19 protein-coding genes are annotated in these 17,123 nt (G+C 53.1%); 5 read left to right on the top strand and 14 right to left on the bottom strand.

The annotated features are described in order from the left end of the window. Positions 1–60: 60 nt before the first annotated feature. From ABWP81_RS01025 to ABWP81_RS01015, 3 genes are all read left to right on the top strand, one after another. Positions 61–447, top strand: a complete 387-nt coding sequence (locus ABWP81_RS01025; protein WP_353131865.1) for an Mth938-like domain-containing protein — start codon at positions 61–63, stop codon at positions 445–447. Positions 448–596: 149 nt separating this feature from the next. Continuing rightward, positions 597–1,088 (top strand): peroxiredoxin, encoded by a 492-nt coding sequence (locus tag ABWP81_RS01020; RefSeq protein WP_353131867.1) that lies wholly within the window; start codon positions 597–599, stop codon positions 1,086–1,088. A gap of 166 nt (positions 1,089–1,254) precedes the next feature. Further along, positions 1,255–2,898 carry a PhoH family protein gene (locus tag ABWP81_RS01015; RefSeq protein ID WP_353138367.1) on the top strand — a complete coding sequence of 548 codons (1,644 nt, stop codon included), beginning with the start codon at positions 1,255–1,257 and terminating at the stop codon, positions 2,896–2,898. Positions 2,899–2,911: 13 nt separating this feature from the next. On the opposite strand, the gene dnaB is transcribed toward ABWP81_RS01015, so the two are convergent. The 8 genes from dnaB to ppsA all read right to left on the bottom strand — a co-directional run bounded on the left by dnaB (position 2,912) and on the right by ppsA (position 10,634). Continuing rightward, positions 2,912–4,324 (bottom strand): replicative DNA helicase, encoded by a 1,413-nt coding sequence (gene dnaB / locus ABWP81_RS01010; RefSeq protein ID WP_353138364.1) that lies wholly within the window; start codon positions 4,322–4,324, stop codon positions 2,912–2,914. 157 nt (positions 4,325–4,481) lie between these two features. Next, positions 4,482–4,934: a 50S ribosomal protein L9 gene (gene rplI / locus ABWP81_RS01005; protein ID WP_353138361.1), complete on the bottom strand. Its 453-nt coding sequence runs from the start codon at positions 4,932–4,934 to the stop codon at positions 4,482–4,484. An 11-nt stretch (positions 4,935–4,945) separates the two neighbouring features. Further along, positions 4,946–5,227 (bottom strand): 30S ribosomal protein S18, encoded by a 282-nt coding sequence (rpsR, locus tag ABWP81_RS01000; RefSeq protein ID WP_353131877.1) that lies wholly within the window; start codon positions 5,225–5,227, stop codon positions 4,946–4,948. Between the two features lie 12 nt (positions 5,228–5,239). Next, on the bottom strand, positions 5,240–5,530 hold the full coding sequence (gene priB, locus ABWP81_RS00995) for a primosomal replication protein N (protein WP_353138358.1): 291 nt from the start codon (positions 5,528–5,530) through the stop codon (positions 5,240–5,242). Positions 5,531–5,550: 20 nt separating this feature from the next. After that, the gene (rpsF, locus tag ABWP81_RS00990; RefSeq protein WP_353131881.1) at positions 5,551–5,916 is read right to left on the bottom strand and encodes a 30S ribosomal protein S6; all 366 of its coding nucleotides are present in this window, start codon (positions 5,914–5,916) and stop codon (positions 5,551–5,553) included. 73 nt (positions 5,917–5,989) lie between these two features. Continuing rightward, the gene (locus ABWP81_RS00985) at positions 5,990–7,924 is read right to left on the bottom strand and encodes a VC_2705 family sodium/solute symporter (RefSeq protein ID WP_353138355.1); all 1,935 of its coding nucleotides are present in this window, start codon (positions 7,922–7,924) and stop codon (positions 5,990–5,992) included. 52 nt (positions 7,925–7,976) lie between these two features. Beyond that, positions 7,977–8,237 (bottom strand): hypothetical protein, encoded by a 261-nt coding sequence (locus ABWP81_RS00980; protein WP_353138352.1) that lies wholly within the window; start codon positions 8,235–8,237, stop codon positions 7,977–7,979. A gap of 6 nt (positions 8,238–8,243) precedes the next feature. Continuing rightward, positions 8,244–10,634, bottom strand: coding sequence for a phosphoenolpyruvate synthase (gene ppsA, locus ABWP81_RS00975; protein WP_353131887.1), 2,391 nt, complete (start codon positions 10,632–10,634; stop codon positions 8,244–8,246). Between the two features lie 167 nt (positions 10,635–10,801). Between ppsA and ppsR the strand changes: the two genes are divergently transcribed. Beyond that, positions 10,802–11,629, top strand: coding sequence for a posphoenolpyruvate synthetase regulatory kinase/phosphorylase PpsR (gene ppsR, locus ABWP81_RS00970; RefSeq protein ID WP_353131889.1), 828 nt, complete (start codon positions 10,802–10,804; stop codon positions 11,627–11,629). 71 nt (positions 11,630–11,700) lie between these two features. On the opposite strand, the gene ABWP81_RS00965 is transcribed toward ppsR, so the two are convergent. Beyond that, entirely contained in the window at positions 11,701–12,108 is a 408-nt protein-coding gene (locus tag ABWP81_RS00965; RefSeq protein WP_353131891.1) for a GlcG/HbpS family heme-binding protein, read from the bottom strand. A 172-nt stretch (positions 12,109–12,280) separates the two neighbouring features. Here ABWP81_RS00965 and ABWP81_RS00960 point away from each other — a divergent pair, with 172 nt between their 5' ends. Then, positions 12,281–12,967: a Bax inhibitor-1/YccA family protein gene (locus tag ABWP81_RS00960; RefSeq protein WP_353131893.1), complete on the top strand. Its 687-nt coding sequence runs from the start codon at positions 12,281–12,283 to the stop codon at positions 12,965–12,967. 69 nt (positions 12,968–13,036) lie between these two features. Here the strand turns inward: ABWP81_RS00960 and rlmD are convergent, their stop codons facing one another. The 5 genes from rlmD to ABWP81_RS00935 form a co-directional block, all read right to left on the bottom strand. Further along, positions 13,037–14,443, bottom strand: a complete 1,407-nt coding sequence (gene rlmD / locus ABWP81_RS00955; RefSeq protein WP_353138350.1) for a 23S rRNA (uracil(1939)-C(5))-methyltransferase RlmD — start codon at positions 14,441–14,443, stop codon at positions 13,037–13,039. Next, positions 14,443–15,243 carry a peptidoglycan DD-metalloendopeptidase family protein gene (locus ABWP81_RS00950; RefSeq protein ID WP_353131897.1) on the bottom strand — a complete coding sequence of 267 codons (801 nt, stop codon included), beginning with the start codon at positions 15,241–15,243 and terminating at the stop codon, positions 14,443–14,445. The genes rlmD and ABWP81_RS00950 overlap by 1 nt, the downstream gene beginning before the upstream one ends. Positions 15,244–15,259: 16 nt before the next feature. Then, positions 15,260–15,937, bottom strand: coding sequence for a protein-L-isoaspartate(D-aspartate) O-methyltransferase (locus tag ABWP81_RS00945; RefSeq protein ID WP_502905496.1), 678 nt, complete (start codon positions 15,935–15,937; stop codon positions 15,260–15,262). Between the two features lie 122 nt (positions 15,938–16,059). Next, positions 16,060–16,818, bottom strand: a complete 759-nt coding sequence (surE, locus tag ABWP81_RS00940) for a 5'/3'-nucleotidase SurE (RefSeq protein ID WP_353138345.1) — start codon at positions 16,816–16,818, stop codon at positions 16,060–16,062. A 56-nt stretch (positions 16,819–16,874) separates the two neighbouring features. Next, the coding region (locus ABWP81_RS00935) for an AzlD domain-containing protein (RefSeq protein WP_353138342.1) at positions 16,875–17,123 on the bottom strand (249 nt) is incomplete at its 5' end.

Genomic DNA, 17,123 nt, shown 5'->3' with positions numbered 1-17,123 from the left:
CCTCCGTGGGCTCTTTTACGGGGTGAAACCTATAATTTGACCACAAATCTCAAGGCATTTATGAAATTACAACCCGATCGCATCGAGACCCAGTCCGTGACCGCCTATGGCTCGGGATGGATCGCCATCCAAGGCGAAAAAATCATGCACAGCATACTCATCACCTCCGAAGGCGTGCGCCTTGACTGGGATTGCAAAAGTTTTGACGATTTAGGACCTGAACACTTTTTACTGCTCTCCAAATTAGATGTGGAACTGGTCATCTTTGGCAGCGGTGAACGACACCGCTTTCCCAAGCCTGAGTGGCAAGCTGGTTTGATGCAACGTCGAATTGGCCTAGAGACCATGGATACACAAGCCGCTTGTCGAACTTACAACATCTTGGCAGGCGAAGGCCGCAAAGTAGCTGCAGCACTCCTCATAGAAACTTGCACAAGTAATAATTAAGCACACGCTTCACATCGTGTCTTAATCATGCGCTATTTCATTTTTAAAGCAAGGTTTCTAAGTTAAAATATTGAGTTGCCGGAAGGGGGCTGTCTCGACAGTCGCCTCCTTCATCCGGCCGTTTGAACTGTCACACCTGATTGAGCGCTATGGCAATTGTTGTCAATAAACCCCTCCCCGAATTTGAAGCTAATGCAACAGGCGGCATTAAAGTCAGCAATACATCACACAATGGCCAAGTGATGGTTTTGTACTTTTACCCCAAGGACAACACGCCTGGTTGCACCACAGAGGCTATGCAGTTTCGCGACAAGTACAAAGACTTTGTCAAAGCAGGTGCCATGGTGTTTGGCGTCTCTCGAGACAACATGAAGTCACACGACGAATTCAAAACCAAACTCGAACTGCCCTTTGAGCTGATTGCCGACACAGAAGAAAAAATGTGTCACATGTTTGGCGTTGTAAAAAATAAAATTATGTATGGCAAAAAAGTCAAAGGCATTGAACGCAGCACCTTTTTGGTGGGCGCCGACGGCTTACTCAAGGAAGAGTGGCGCGGCCTCAAGGTGCCAGGCCACGTGGACGATGTTCTCAAGGCTGTCAAAGCCTTGAAGAAAGCTACGGCAGCAGCAACGGCCTGAAACCTGACCATGAATGTCATATAGCTCGGTTATAGTGATTTCATGACATTGACAGAATCGAACATGTTTTCTAAAAAAAAGCCGCCTTGGCCTCCAGGCGGCTTTTTCGCTTCTTAAGCCTGAATTTCAGTTTTTTCATTGCGTTTTAACTCTTTAAGTTTCATCTATGCCACTGCCACCTGCCCCAGCCAAACGTGCCGCCTTTTTGAACACTGAGGGCTTAGCTACCGCCCCTGCCAAATCGCGCAGCATACGAAAAGCAACAACGCACCATGAACCACGCGCGCTAGATGAAACCGTGGTTGCCAAGACCCGATCCACGCCAGCCCCTGCTCCCCGCAAATCTGACCCCATGCCTGCTTACAAAGGGGAGCGCAAAGCAACCCCTGCACGCGCTTCCACAGCAAAGAAAAAACACACTGGCCCCGCCAAGTTGTTTGTGCTCGACACGAATGTGCTGATGCACGACCCGATGTGCTTATTCCGCTTTGAAGAACACGATGTGTTCTTGCCCATGATCGTGCTCGAAGAATTAGACGGTCATAAAAAAGGCATGACGGAAGTGGCTCGCAATGCCCGCCAAACCAGCCGCTCATTGGACGCCCTGGTGGCTTCACACAACTCGGACATCATCACTGGCATCAAGCTTGATGGAACAGGTCACATCGAAGTAGGTGGGCGCTTATTCTTCCAAACAGAGCCGCTTGACTTCACGCTGCCCGCCAGCCTGCCGCAAGGCAAAGCTGACAACCAAATTTTGGGCGTGGTCGAAGCCCTGCGCAACAAGCACGCTCAGCGCGAAGTGGTGTTGGTTTCCAAAGACATCAACATGCGTGTCAAAGCCCGTGCACTGGGCTTGGCGGCAGAAGACTATCAAAACGACAAGACCCTCGAAGACGGCGACCTGTTGTATTCAGGTGCCTTAGCTCTACCCGAAGACTTTTGGCTCAAGCACGCCAAAGAGGTGGAAAGCTGGCAAAGTGGCAGCCACACCTTTTATCGTTTGAGTGGCCCATTGGTGCCTGACTTACACATCAATCAGTTCGTCTATTACGAAGCGCCAGGCGAACCCAGCCTGTATGCCCGAGTGACTGAGATTCGCGGTCACACCGTGGTGCTAAAAACGCTCAAAGACTTCACCCACCTCAAAAATGCCGTCTGGGGAGTGACTACACGCAACCGCGAACAAAATTTTGCGATGAACTTGCTCACAGACCCAGAGATTGACTTTGTCACCCTCACTGGCACAGCGGGCACGGGCAAGACGCTCATGGCTTTGGCCGCAGGTCTCACACAAGTGCTGGATGACCGCCGCTATACCGAAATCATCATGACTCGCGCGACCGTTAGCGTAGGCGAAGACATTGGATTTCTACCCGGCACTGAAGAAGAAAAAATGGGCCCTTGGATGGGCGCCTTGGATGACAACCTCGAAGTGCTGGCCAAAACCGAAACCAGCTCTGGCGACTGGGGACGTGCAGCCACGAATGATTTGATTCGCAGTCGCATCAAAATCAAGAGCCTGAACTTCATGCGCGGTCGAACGTTCTTGAACAAGTACCTCATCATCGATGAAGCACAAAACTTAACGCCTAAGCAAATGAAAACGCTCATCACACGCGCAGGCCCAGGCACCAAAATCATCTGCATGGGTAACTTGGCCCAAATCGACACACCCTATCTCACCGAAGGCTCATCGGGATTGACGTATGCGGTGGACCGTTTCAAGGGCTGGCCGCATGGCGGCCACATCACCTTGGCCCGTGGCGAGCGATCGCGACTGGCAGACTTTGCCAGCGAGGTGCTTTAAGGTTTAGCCAGCCTTAGTAGTCACCACCACTGCTGTAGCCACTGGCCAAGCTTTCGAACTTGGTGAGTGGCTTCAAGAAGGCCAACTTGATAGTGCCCGTAGGACCGTTACGTTGCTTGCCGATGATGATTTCAGCCACGCCTGGCTCTTTCGACTCTTTGTTGTAGTAATCGTCGCGGTAAATAAACATGATCACGTCAGCATCTTGCTCAATGGCACCCGATTCACGCAAGTCACTCATCATGGGGCGCTTATCCGTTCGCTGCTCGACGCTTCGGTTGAGTTGAGACAGGGCAATGACAGGACATTGCAGCTCTTTGGCCAGCATTTTCAACCCCCTCGAAATCTCACCAATCTCTGTGGCACGGTTGTCACCGCCGCTGCTGTTTGAGCCACTCATGAGTTGCAAATAGTCAACCACGATCAGGCCAAGCTTGCCGCATTGACGTGACAAACGTCTGGCATTGGCCCGCAGTTCGCTAGGGGTGAGGCCGGGTGTTTCGTCGATGTGCAACGAGACATTGCGCAGTTTTTCAACCGCTTCAAACAAGCGCGAAAACTCGTCGTCGGACAGCTTACCCGTGCGTAAATGCCCTTGATCAATGCGACCAATTGAGCCGACGATACGCACGGCCAATTGAGATGCGCCCATTTCCATGGAAAACACAGCGACTGGCAAGCCTTCGCTCACTGCAACATGCTCGGCAATGTTGATGGCTAGCGCAGTTTTTCCCATGGAGGGACGCGCCGCCAGCACAACCAAGTCTCCAGGCTGCAAGCCGGAAGTCATGCGATCAAAATCGACAAAACCTGTGGGCACGCCCGTGATGTCGTTTTGGTTGTCGGCCATTTCTTGGACGCGCCCGAGCAGGTCATCTACCAGCTTTGGCATGGCTTGAAAGCCCTGCTTCATGCGTGAGCCTTCTTCACCAATGTTGAAGATTTTTTGTTCAGCTTCGTCCAAGATTTGAGCAACCGCCCTGCCCTGGGTGTTAAAGGCATTGGTGGCAATTTCATCACTGGCGGTGACCAACTTGCGCAAAATCGCACGCTCTCGCACGATTTCGGCATAGCGCCGAATGTTGCTGGCACTTGGCACGTACTGCGCCAAGGCATTGAGGTAGCCCAAGCCACCTATTTCTTCAGCCTTGCCCAAGGTTTGCAAGTGCTCGTAAACCGTGATCACATCGGCGGGCCGGCTGGCGTTTACTAACGTCAAGATAGCGCTGTAAACCTGCTTGTGCTCATAGCGGTAAAAGTCGCCCTCATTCAACAAGTCACCCACACGATCCCATGCGCTGTTGTCTAGCAGCAAGCCTCCCAAAACGCTGGACTCAGCCTCGATGGAGTGCGGAGGAATGCGCAGTTGTGCGATTTGCTGGTCTTGAGAGAAGCTCTCATCAAAGCTGTTAGAAGCGGCTGACATGGTGATCCTGTAAAACGCACATCCTAAGCCCAGAGGCGCCGAACGCTTGGGATAAATCTGTGGATAACTTTGTGAATAAGAGGTGGGTTAACTGGGGAAAGCAAAGAACAAATAAAAAAGCCGCTCCGAAGAGCGGCTTGGTGTGATGCGCAAAAGCTTAAGCAGCTTCGCCGTACACGGAGACTGTGATGTCGACGATCACGTCGGTGTGCAAAGCCACACCCACAGTGCTATCGCTAACAACCTTGATCGGGCCGTTAGGCATTCGGATTTGGGCTTTAGCCACTGCAAAACCATCTTTTGACAACGCGGCAGCGATGTCGTGGTTGGTCACAGAGCCAAATAAACGGCCATCTACACCAGCTTTTTGGCCGATCTTGACGACTTTGCCAGCCAACTTCTCGCCTTGAGCTTGTGCGGCAGCTAATTTCTCACCTGCAGCTTTTTCGAGTTCAGCGCGGCGCACTTCGAATTCTTTGATCGCGGTCTCAGTGGCGCGACGAGCGCGGCCTGAGGGAATCAAAAAGTTGCGGGCGTAACCATCTTTCACACGGACGATTTCGCCGAGGTTACCGAGGTTAACGACCTTGTCGAGCAGAATAATTTGCATGATCGGTCTCCTTAAATCTTGTGCTGGTCGCTGTATGGCACCAAGGCCAAGAAGCGTGCGCGCTTGATGGCGGTGTTCAGCTGACGTTGGTAAATGGCGCGTGTGCCGGTGAGGCGTGCGGGAATGATCTTGCCGTTTTCGGCAATGAAGTCACGCAAAATGTCGACATCTTTGTAGTCGATTTCTTCAACGCCAGTGACGGTGAAGCGGCAAAAGCGCTTACGCTTAAAAAGCAAAGATTGTGTGTTGCGCTTTGGGCGCTTGTCTTTGTTGAATTTCTTGAACGTGGCCATAATTTGGGCCTCCTATGAAATTTGCTGAAAATCTTGAATGTGGAAAACGACGTTTTTGCTGTTACGAGGCGAGGCTAAAAAACCGCTGAACTGCCAAAGGCTACCGAGGGGAAGCTGAGCTAAACGCTCTACCAAAGATCCCAAGGCAACTGTTTTGACCGTTGCTTTGACTTGTCGCTTTTGACCTGCTTCTTGAATGTCAGACGCATGTTCGAGTCTTAAATCAATGGCGGGCAAACCGGCTGGTGTGTATCGCACGGCCGAAGCCTCCACAACACAAGCACTCAAAACAACGAGGTTCAAACCTTGTAATAAGTCAGCAATTAACCCGCAAACTCGGCTTGCTGGTTCTTACGAGCTTCTTCGCGCTCGACAGTCTTCATCATGACAGAAGGCGTTGTGTCAGCCTTCTTACGCAAGACAGTCATATGGCGCAACACAGCATCGTTGAACTTGAACGCGTGTTCGAGTTCAGACATCACAGCTTGGCTAGCTTCGATGTTCAAGCAAATGTAGTGAGCTTTGGCAAGCTTATTGATCATGTAGGCCAACTGGCGGCGACCCCAGTCTTCCGTGCGATGGATAGCACCACCACCCGCGGTGATCATGCCTTTGTAGCGCTCCAACATGGCTGGAACTTGTTCGCTTTGATCCGGGTGGATCAACAAAATGATTTCGTAATGACGCATGGACACTCCTTGTGGATTTGAAGCTGCCTGCGGCGTCTGACGCTGGCAGCAAGGGAAAAGCTCACGATTATAGTCAATCTTTGGGTGCTTCGGAAAGCTTGCTGCCCAGAAAGCCAAACAACAAGCCTACGGGTACGCCAAACACCCCCGCACAAACGGGATCTAGGCCCAGCCACAAGGTCTCAGATGAATGCAGTTGCAAGCGCATTTGCAGCCAAGGATGGTTGACGGCGATGTAGTACAACGTCACACCCAAACCAGACGCCATAGCCAACAATGCCCCCAACCGGTTCATGCCGCGCCAATAAATTCCCAGCAACAGCACAGGAAAAAACGTAGCTGCAGCCAATGAAAACGCACACGTCACCCAAAACAAAATATTCACCTGGCGGTTGGTAGCAAACCAAGCGGCCAACAAAGCCACCACCATCAGCAAAATTTTGGAAAGCATGACACGACGTAACGGAGGCGCATTAGGCGCGGCAGTTTCAAAATAAAGATCTTGCGCCAAAGCGTTGGAAATCGTAAGCAATAAACCATCCGCAGTTGACAGGGCTGCGGCCAGTGCGCCTGCGGCCAGCAGGCCCGTAAAAACAGCAGAAATGTGGGTGATTTCAGGCATAGCAAGAAGCAAGTAATCGTTATAAAAACGGATATCAGCAAACTGGACGATGCCATCTTGGTTGTGATCTTGAATGCTCAGCAGCGCCATTTTTCGAAGCTTGAGGCGGTCCGCCCAATCAGGTAGTTGATCCAAATGCGCGCCCACCAACTCAGTCAACACGAAAGACTTTAGCAACACAGCCAAGGATGAGGCACACAAGTACACCACCACAATAAAGCCCAAAGCCCAGACAATTGAGCGTTGGGCTTCTGCGGGGGTGGCAGTTGTGTAAGAGCGAACCAGAATATGCGGCAAAGCTGCTGTGCCCAACATCAAACAAAATACCAGTGCCAAACTGTTGTTCCAGCCTGGATTCCAGCCCTCGAGATACGGCACCTGAAAGCCAACTGGCCTCTGAATAGCTTGGCCTAAAGCCTCTCGCTCAGTTTGCCAAGCACTGACCAAACGATCAACAGAGGTCTCACGCCAAGCGGGGTTGGCTTCTAGCTTTTGGATCTCGCGCAAGGGCGCGTTGTCGGACTTGGCCTTGGCCAACTGTTGCGCCACGTTTTGACGCTCCATTTCCCGCGCGTAGACGGGCTCTGCAATCTTGGCGTCCAAATTGCTTATCCGCATGCTGATCAACTCTCGGGTGGACTGCTCTGCGGGATCAGTTTCAATTTGTTTTGCGCGCGCTTGAATTTCTGGGAGTGACTGCGCAGCGGCAATATTGACAAAAGGGTGGCCTTGCGTCTTGAGTGACACCGCCATACCCAGCACCACCATTGAGACCACGATCACCACGCATTGCACACCCTGCGTCCACGTGACGGCGCGCATACCCCCAAGGAATGAGCACAACAGCACGCCACCTAAAGCCAAGAAAACACCCAACTCAAAAGTCAAGCCCGAGAGCATAGAAGCCACCAAGCCGATGCCATAAATTTGCGCCACCAAGTAAACGCTGGAACACAAAATGGCACCCCACGCAGCCAGCCAACGCACAGCCGCACTGTCAAAACGACGACCTAAAAATTCGGGGATGGTGATGGATTGCGATAGGTTGAGCTTGGCCGCAAACAAAAAACCAAGCAAACAAAAGCCACCTGTCCAACCCAGCAAATAGGCCAAGCCACCCGGGTGTTGCCCATCACCCACAAAGCCATCTGAGAGCAACAACCCCGTCAAACCAATGAAGGACGCCGCAGAAATCCAATCGGCAGCCGTCGCCATGCCATTCAATGGGGCGCTGATCCTTCGCCCTGCAACAAAATACTCTTCAGGAATCGTAGTTCGACAAAACATGCCGATCACCGCATAACCAATGATGGACGCCACCAAGAAAAAGCCGTTGACCACACCTTTGGGAACGCCAGCCAAATCGGCCAACAAAAGTAAAAACATCAGCAACACCATCCCAGCAAAGCTGAGTATGAGCAACCGCCAAGGCCAAAATTTAATCCGCATCGTCATTCATAGGTGAGGGCTGAATACCCCACCAAGCCAACAGCAAATACAACACAGGAACTGCCTGAGCAACCCACAAAAAATGCAACAAGGTCATATCAGGTAGGCGCCAAGCCAATGCCAAAGATCCCACGGTCAACAAAACCACCACACAAACACCCACAAGCGAGCGCGTCGTCAAAGCCGAAAATTTAAATGCGGATGAAAGCGTGGCCTCAGACTCAGAGGCAGTGGGGGGTGGTTTTGTCAAGGAGGTTTACTTGGCCAATGACTTCCAAGTGTCAATCACACTGTCTGGGTTGAGCGAGATTGAGCTGATGCCCTCGTCTGCCAACCAATGTGCGAAGTCGGGGTGATCGCTAGGGCCTTGGCCGCAGATGCCCACGTACTTACCTTGCGCCAAACAAGCAGAGATGGCTTTACTGAGCAAGGCCTTGACTGCAGGGTCGCGCTCATCAAAGTCAGCAGCCAACAACTCCAAACCAGAATCACGGTCCAGACCTAAGGTGAGTTGGGTCAAGTCGTTGGAGCCGATCGAGAAGCCGTCAAAGAACTTCAAGAAGTCGTCAGCAAGAATCGCGTTGCTAGGCACTTCGCACATCATGATGACCTTGAGGTCGTTCTCGCCGCGCTTCAAACCGTGCTGGGCCAACAAATTGGTTACACGCTCGGCTTGGGCCAAGGTACGGACAAACGGCACCATCACTTGCACGTTGGTCAATCCCATGTCGGCACGTACGCGACGCATGGCTTCGCACTCCATCGCAAAAGCTTCGCCGAACTCCTTACTGATGTAACGTGCGGCGCCACGAAAGCCCAACATGGGATTTTCTTCCTCTGGCTCATAGCGGCTACCGCCAATGAGTTTGCGGTATTCGTTGGACTTGAAGTCGGACAGTCGAACGATCACTGGTTTTGGCCAGAACGCGGCAGCGATGGTGGCAATGCCTTCGGCCACTTTGTCCACATAGAAAGCGCGAGGTGATGCATGGCCACGGGCTACAGACTCCACCGCCTTTTTCAAGTCGGCATCGACATTGGGGTAGTCCAAGATAGCCTTGGGATGGACGCCAATGTTGTTGTTGATGATGAACTCTAGGCGGGCCAAACCCACGCCCTCATTAGGCAATTGACAGAAGTCAAAAGCCAACTGTGGGTTACCCACGTTCATCATGATCTTGGTTTTAATCTCTGGCATGGTGCCGCGCTGCACTTCGGTCACTTCAGTTTCGAGCAAGCCGTCGTAAATCTTGCCGGTGTCACCTTCTGAACAGCTCACGGTCACGAGCGTGCCTTCTTTTAAGCGCTCGGTCGCATCACCGCAACCGACCACCGCAGGTATACCCAACTCTCGCGCGATGATGGCAGCATGACAAGTTCGGCCGCCACGGTTGGTCACGATGGCGCTGGCACGCTTCATCACGGGCTCCCAGTTGGGATCGGTCATATCGGTGACCAAAACATCGCCAGGCTGAACGGTGTCCATCTCGCTGATGTTGTGCACCAACCGCACTGGACCCGTACCAATTTTTTGGCCAATGGCGCGGCCTTCGGCCAATACGGTGCTGTGGCCTTTGAGCTTGTAACGGAATTCAGACTTGCCTTTGGCTTGGCTTTTCACAGTTTCTGGGCGCGCTTGCAAGATGTACAAAAGACCGTCTGTGCCGTCTTTGCCCCATTCAATATCCATGGGACGTTGGTAATGGGCCTCAATCACCATGGCGTAGTGGGCCAATTGCTCGACATCCGCGTCAGTCAGGGAGTAACGGTTACGCAGTTCGGTGGGCACATCCGTGGTCTTTACCAATTTGCCTGTAGCTTTTTTCTCTTCAGCCGTGGAGAACTCCATTTGCAAGAGCTTGGAGCCCAAGTTGCGGCGAATCACTGCGCGCTTGCCAGCCTTCAACGTTGGTTTGTGGACGTAAAACTCGTCTGGATTCACCGCGCCTTGAACTACGGTCTCGCCGAGGCCGTAGCTCGAAGTGATGAACACCACATCTTCAAAACCAGATTCGGTGTCGATGGTGAACATCACACCAGCCGCGCCCAGGTCAGAACGCACCATGCGTTGCACGCCCGCGGACAAAGCCACATCGGCGTGGGCAAAACCCTTGTGCACACGGTAGCTGATGGCGCGATCGTTGTACAAAGAGGCAAACACTTCCTTCATCTTGTGCAGCACTTCGTCAATGCCATGCACGTTGAGGAAGGTTTCTTGTTGGCCCGCAAAAGAAGCATCCGGCAAATCTTCGGCTGTTGCAGACGAGCGTACAGCGAAAGTAGCTGCGGCATTGTCTGCAGACAAAATCGCAAACTCATCAGCAATGGCTTTTTGCAAGTCAGCAGGGAACGGCTGAGCCTCTACCATGGCGCGAATTTCGGCACCTACTGCTACCAAAGCACGGACGTCTTCGGTGTCAAGTTTGTCCAAAAGAGCGTTAATTTTGTCGGCCAAGCCGTCGTGCGCCAAAAACTCACGAAAGGCGTGGGCCGTAGTGGCAAAGCCCGTGGGCACTCGTACGCCGGTGGGTAATTGCGAAATCATTTCGCCAAGGCTGGCGTTTTTGCCGCCCACGGATTCGACGTCCGTCATTCGAAGTTTTTCAAAAGGAACAACCAGGGCGGTTGGGCTGAAAAGTGCAGTCATCGACAAGCTCCAAAAGTTAAAACGGATGCGGCCATGCAGCGCGGCGACTTTGGTGTTTTTCGAATGAGTCGAAAGTCTGCGTGGCGAAATTTGGATAATGGGGCATTGTAGGTGGCCGACAAGGTGCCTCTTTTGCACAAACACCCGAGCCCTATTGAAAGTTTTTCATGCCCCATCCCAGCGTTTTCTTTGTGTCAGACGGCACCGGCATCACCGCAGAAACTTTTGGTAATGCCATCTTGGCGCAATTCGAAATTAAATTTCGCCACATCCGAATTCCTTTTGTGGACTCGGTCGACAAGGCTCACCAAGCGGTTCGTCAAATCACGCACACCGGCGATGTGGAGGGGCGCAAACCGATTGTGTTCACCACTTTGGTCAATATGGAAGTGCTCAGCGTGATTCAAGAAGGCTGCCAAGGCCATTGCATGTTGATGGACATGTTTAGCACCTTTGTGAATCCCTTGGAGCATGAACTAGGCATCAAATCCAACCACCGAGTGGGCCGCTTCTCAGATGCCAGTAAGAGTAAGGAATACCACGACAGAATTGAAGCCATCAACTTCAGCCTGTCGCACGATGATGGCCAACTCAACCGCGATTTAGATTTGTCTGACGTCATTTTGGTGGGCGTGAGCCGCAGCGGCAAAACTCCCACCAGCCTTTACTTGGCCATGCAGCACGGACTCAAAGCCTCCAACTACCCACTGATTCCCGAAGACTTTGAGCGCCGCCAACTACCGCCTGCTTTGATGCCACACAAAAAGAAAATCTTTGGCCTGACGATTCAACCAGAGCGTCTGAGCGAAATTCGCAACGAGCGCCGCCCCAACTCCAACTACGCCAGCCTGGCCAACTGCCGCCATGAAGTGGCGGAAGCGGAAGCCATGATGCGTCGTGCTGGCATCCGTTGGTTGTCAACCACTCACAAAAGTATTGAAGAAATTGCGACCACCATCCTGCAAGAAATCAACCCTGAACGCTTGATTTACTAAACCTGCAAACGCAATGAAAAGGCCTCGCAGCTAATCGCTGCGAGGCCTTTTGCTATTAAAAACCGTGTGGTTTACAGTCCAAGGGCAGCAATGCCTACCTTGGCAATTTGTGCATCTTCGTTGGATTTCACACCACTCACGCCCACTGCGCCAATAAATTGGCCGTCTTTGACAATGGGCACGCCACCTTCGAGCATGCCCTTGATTTCAGGCGCACTTAAAAAAGATATGCGGCCGCCATTGATGACGTCTTCGTAAACCTTGCTTTCGCGACGACCCAAAGCTGCCGTGTTGGCTTTGGCAGGTGCAATGTAGGACGAAATAGCGGGCGCACCGTCCAAACGTTGCAGCGCTAACAAGTGTCCACCGTCATCCACGATGGCAATGGTTACAGCCCAATGGTTTTTCAAAGCCTCTGCCTCAGCGGCGGCGGCAATGGCTTTGACATCTGCGGATTCAAGGAAATGTTTGGTTTTCATGACAATTCAGTTTCAAAAGTAAGGAAACCACAAGCATACCGAGTCTATGCAACCCACTTATCTGACGAAAAACATACAAGAAACCTCAATAAAAGTAAGCGATAGACCTGCGCCACTTGAAACCTCTAGAATTAGCTTCATCTGAATCATCAGGTTTATAGGAGATCTAAACATGAATGAGAATATTCAAACCATTGACCACTATGTTCTTCCCGCAGAAGAACGCAACCGCGTATTGCGCAACACCTATTGGCTGCTCGCAGTCAGCATGCTGCCCACCGTGTTGGGCGCTTGGGTAGGCGTGGCTACAGGCATCAGCTACGCCATCTCGGGCGTGATGGGTCTGGTCTTGATGCTGGCCGGCGCCTTCGGCTTCATTTACGCCATTGAGCGGACCAAGCACAGTTCCACCGGCGTTTACGTGCTCTTGGCTTTTACCTTCTTCATGGGTCTCATGCTCTCTCGCATGATTGCCATGGTGTTGGGCTTTAAAAACGGCTCTGAGTTGGTAATGACTGCATTTGCAGGCACCGCTGGAGTGTTCTTTGTGATGGCCAGTTTGGCCACTGTCATCAAACGCGACTTGTCTGGCATGGGCAAATGGCTCATGGTGGGCGCTGTGGTCTTGATGGTGGGCAGCATCATTAACGTGTTCGTCGGTTCATCTGCAGGCATGATGGTGATTTCCATGTTGTCCATGGCCATCTTTAGCGCCTTCATGTTGTATGACTTGAAGCAAGTGATGGACGGCGGCGAAACCAACTACATCAGCGCCACACTGACCTTGTATTTGGACATCCTGAACGTGTTTCAAAGCTTGTTGGCCCTGCTCGGCATCTTTGGTGGCGAACGCGATTAAGCGCTTCAACTACCGTAAAAAAGGGACCTCACGGTCCCTTTTTTACGTCTGCAGTTTTTTCTGTGCGTTTTAGGCCAAATCAAAGACGGCCATGCTTTCAACGTGTGCCGTGTGCGGAAACATGTTCACCGCCCCAGCGAAAGTCATGCGATAGCCCGCTGAGTTAACCAACACCCCAGCGTCGCGCGCTAAGGTGGATGGGTTGCAACTGACGTACACAATGCGCTTAGGCGGTGTCCAACCTTGAAGCAACTCAGGCTGCTCATGCATCTCAGCCAAGGCCTGCACGAGTGAGTAAGCACCTTCGCGAGGTGGGTCAACCAGCCACTTGTCTGACGCACCATCTTGACGCAGCAAATCGGGCGTCATTTCAAACAAGTTACGCGCCACAAAGCAGGTGGGGGCCAAAGGCTTGCTTCGACTGGTTTGGTTGAAAACGTAGTTCTCGCCTGAACGGAGCACCAAAGCCTCGCTGCCCTCAATGCCCAACACCTCGCGTGCGAGGGTAGCCAAGGGCAAAGTGAAGTTACCCAAGCCGCAGAACCAATCAATCACACGCTCAGTCGGCTGCACATCGAGCAAGCGCAAGGCACGCGTGACCAAAACACGGTTGATATGAGGATTGACCTGCGTGAAGTCGGTAGGCTTAAACGGCATGGTGATGCCAAATTCTGGCAAGGCATAAGACAGCGGATTGCCCAATGCACCCTCCATCAAACACACGGTGTCTGGGCCTTTGGACTGCAGCCACCATTGCACCTTGTACTGTTCAGCAAACGCGTGCAAGGCAGCCAAGTCGCTTTGACTCAAAGGTTCCATGTGACGCAGCACCAAAGCCGTCACAGCGTCACCACAAGCGAGTTCGATTTGCGGCAAGGTCTCACGCGCCTCCATGCTGCCAATGAGCTTGCGCAGGGGCAACAGCATGGCATTCACGTGCGGTGGCAATATTGGGCACTGGCGCATGTCGGCTACGTAGCGGCTTTTGCGCTCATGAAAGCCAACGAGCACTTCACCCTTTTTCACCACATAGCGCACCGACAAACGGGCGCGATAGCGATAGCCCCAGGCAGGGCCTTGAATGGGGCGCAAAATCGTTTCGGGCTTGACCTTGCCCAAATGCGACAAATTGTCTTCAAGGGCGCGTTGCTTAACGGCGATTTGCGCAGATGCATCAAGATGCTGCATCTTGCAGCCACCGCAGGCACCTGCATGCAAACCAAAGTGCGGGCAACCTGGCTTGACGCGTTGTGATGATTCGTGCACCACCTCGAGCAGTGAGGCCTTTTCCCAATTGTCTTTTTTGCGGTGCACATTGGCACGCACCACCTCAAACGGCAATGCGCCTTCGACAAACACCACCTTGCCATCGGCCCGATGGGCCACACCCTGCGCTTCAAGGTCCATCGATTCGATGGTGAGCGTGTTGTCCGGCCATTTTTTTTCTGTCGCCGCTTCTTTTGTCTCTTCAGTCATCAATTAGCCGATAAATATTTAGCGGGATCTACCGGCTTGCCTTGACGGCGAATTTCAAAATGTAGCTTCACTTGGTCGGCATCGCTGCTGCCCATCTCGGCAATCTTTTGGCCACGCTTGATGATTTGGTCTTCTTTCACCAACAAAGTTTGGTTGTGCGCGTAGGCCGTTAAGTAAGTATTGTTGTGCTTCAAAATAATCAGGTTACCGTAGCCGCGCAAGCCCGCACCCGCATAGACCACTCGACCATCAGCAGCTGCGCCAACGGGGTCGCCCGCCTTGCCAGCAATGTCTAGGCCCTTATTTTTAGACTCATCAAAACCGGCGATCAAATTGCCACGTACAGGCCATTGAAAGCTGATGGCGTCTTCTAGGCCAGAAGGTGCTGCAGGCACCGCGGCGGGAGCTGTTGACGCAGAGGCCGCAGGCATGGGCGCTGAAGCAGCCGGGGAAGCAGGCGATGCAGTTGCGCGCACGGCTGGCGCATCAGGGGAAGGCGGCATGACGCGCAAGACCTGGCCGGGTTCAATTAAGTTGGCATTGTCTAATTTGTTCCAGCGCATGATGTCGCGCCAGCTTTGGCCGCTGTCCATGCCAATACGAATCAATGTGTCACCGGGCTTGACGGTGTAGTAGCCTTGTTTGCTGCTGCTGTCCGTGGCTGTCGACACACGCGCCGAGCTTCGAGCACCGCCAATGGCACGCTCATCGACAGGCGCTAAGCGGCCTTTGCTAGAGCAACCCGACAGCGCCAGCGCAGTCACCAAGGCGGCAAGGCCCCACATTCCAGCACGCAACATTCTTATTTCCCTGTGTTCAAGCAATGCCTGATTTTAGAGGCACAAAGTTTACGGCTTCGAGCAAGGACTGTTGCAAGCCCTGCGGAGTTTTATCAATCACAACCAGGGCCTGTTGACCCGAGCTGGTATGCGTGGGCGCCACCAATCGCCCCCCGACAGCGAGTTGATCAATCCAAGCTTGCGGTACGTTTTCACCACCTGCCGCCGAGATGATGGCGCTGTATGGCGCACCTTGTGCGAAGCCCAACATGCCGTCGCCAAAAATCAGATGCACATTGGGCAAACGCATGGGGCGTATGTTCTCCCGCGCTTTGTCGTGCAGACCACGCAGACGCTCAATGCTGTAGACCTCTCTAGCCACACACGACAGCACGGCAGCTTGGTAGCCGCAGCCTGTGCCGATCTCCAACACGCGCCGCATCATGCCCTCCCCCTGCAAGCCTGGAGCTTGGCGCAGCAGCGCAATCATGCGGGCCACCACATTGGGCTTGGAGATGGTTTGTCCCAAGCCAATGGGCAAGCTGGTGTCCTCGTAAGCTTGGTTCACCAAAGCGCTGTCGACAAAGCGGTGACGCTCCACTCTGCCCATGGCTTCGAGCACCACGGCATCGTCAATGCCCTGCGATGCCAGTTTTTGCAGCATGCGCGCACGAACCGTGGATGAATCTAAACCCACACCCGTGGGGCTGGCCATCCCAGCCGGCTTGCTTCGAACAGAAGACTGCGCCGTGACCACACGCGTGGCGCCTAGCAATGTTTTGGGCGCGGCTTGGGGATTGTCTGAATCTAAACGCGCTGGAAAACTGGGGCGTTGTTTCATGCCGGCAAGACACCCAAACGCTCGGCCCACTCCGGCAAAGTGGCATGTTCGGTCAAGTCCACATGCAGCGGCGTCACTGACATGTGGCCCTCAAAGGTGGCATGAAAGTCAGTGCCGTCGCTGTCGTCCTTGGCGGCACCTGCGCTGCCAATCCAATACATGGTTTCGCCGCGTGGGCTGGTTTGCGTGATGACACGCTCAGCCGAATGGCGACGACCTAAGCGTGTCACGCGCAAAGGCTTAATTTGCGCAACGGGTTGATTGGGGATGTTTACATTTAGCAACCAAGGCACACCAGAGATATGGCCTTGTGCCTGCATTTGTAGCACCAGCTCGCGGGCTTTGGCAGCCGAGGCATCAATGTGGGCCCAGCCTTTGTCAACTTGTGAAAAAGCGATGGCGGGCACACCAAACAAATAGCCTTCCATCGCCGCGCCCACCGTGCCTGAGTAAATCGTGTCGTCGCCCATGTTGGCGCCGTTGTTGATGCCAGACACCACGAGGTCGGGTTTGTAGTCCAGCAAGCCTGTAAGGGCGATGTGCACACAATCGGCAGGCGTGCCATTCACATAACGAAAGCCATTGCTGGCTTGGTGCACATACAAGGGCGAATGCAGCGTGAGTGCGTTGGACTTGGCGCTGTTGTTGTGTTCGGGGGCGATCACTTCGACGCGGCCCAAGTCTTTCAGCGCCTCGTAAAGGGCCACGATACCTGGGGCTTGAAAGCCGTCGTCGTTGGAAATCAGGATATTCATAGTGCGTATAGGGTTGCAGACGAATTGTAGGTTTTGCCTGTGACGGGTCTCAGCGGCTATGGAGTTGTGCGAAACACACCGTAAGCCAACATCAGCAACGTACCTGTCAGCAAGGCTGGCACCAAGCGACGCTCTGGACTAGACACCATCACCGCCACACTGAGCGCACAAATAAGCACACGCAACAAAATCGGCACAGTGGCCAACAAACCCAGCGGCATCAAAATCATGCGCACTGTCAAAGCCGCCACCATGGCGTAAGTCACCGCAGAGAGCCAGCGAAACACCTCGCTGTCTTGGTGAAT

It is taken from the genome of Limnohabitans sp. (assembly GCF_040401135.1).
Lineage (GTDB): Bacteria > Pseudomonadota > Gammaproteobacteria > Burkholderiales > Burkholderiaceae_C > Limnohabitans.
This window is presented reverse-complemented; position numbering and strand designations above follow the sequence as displayed.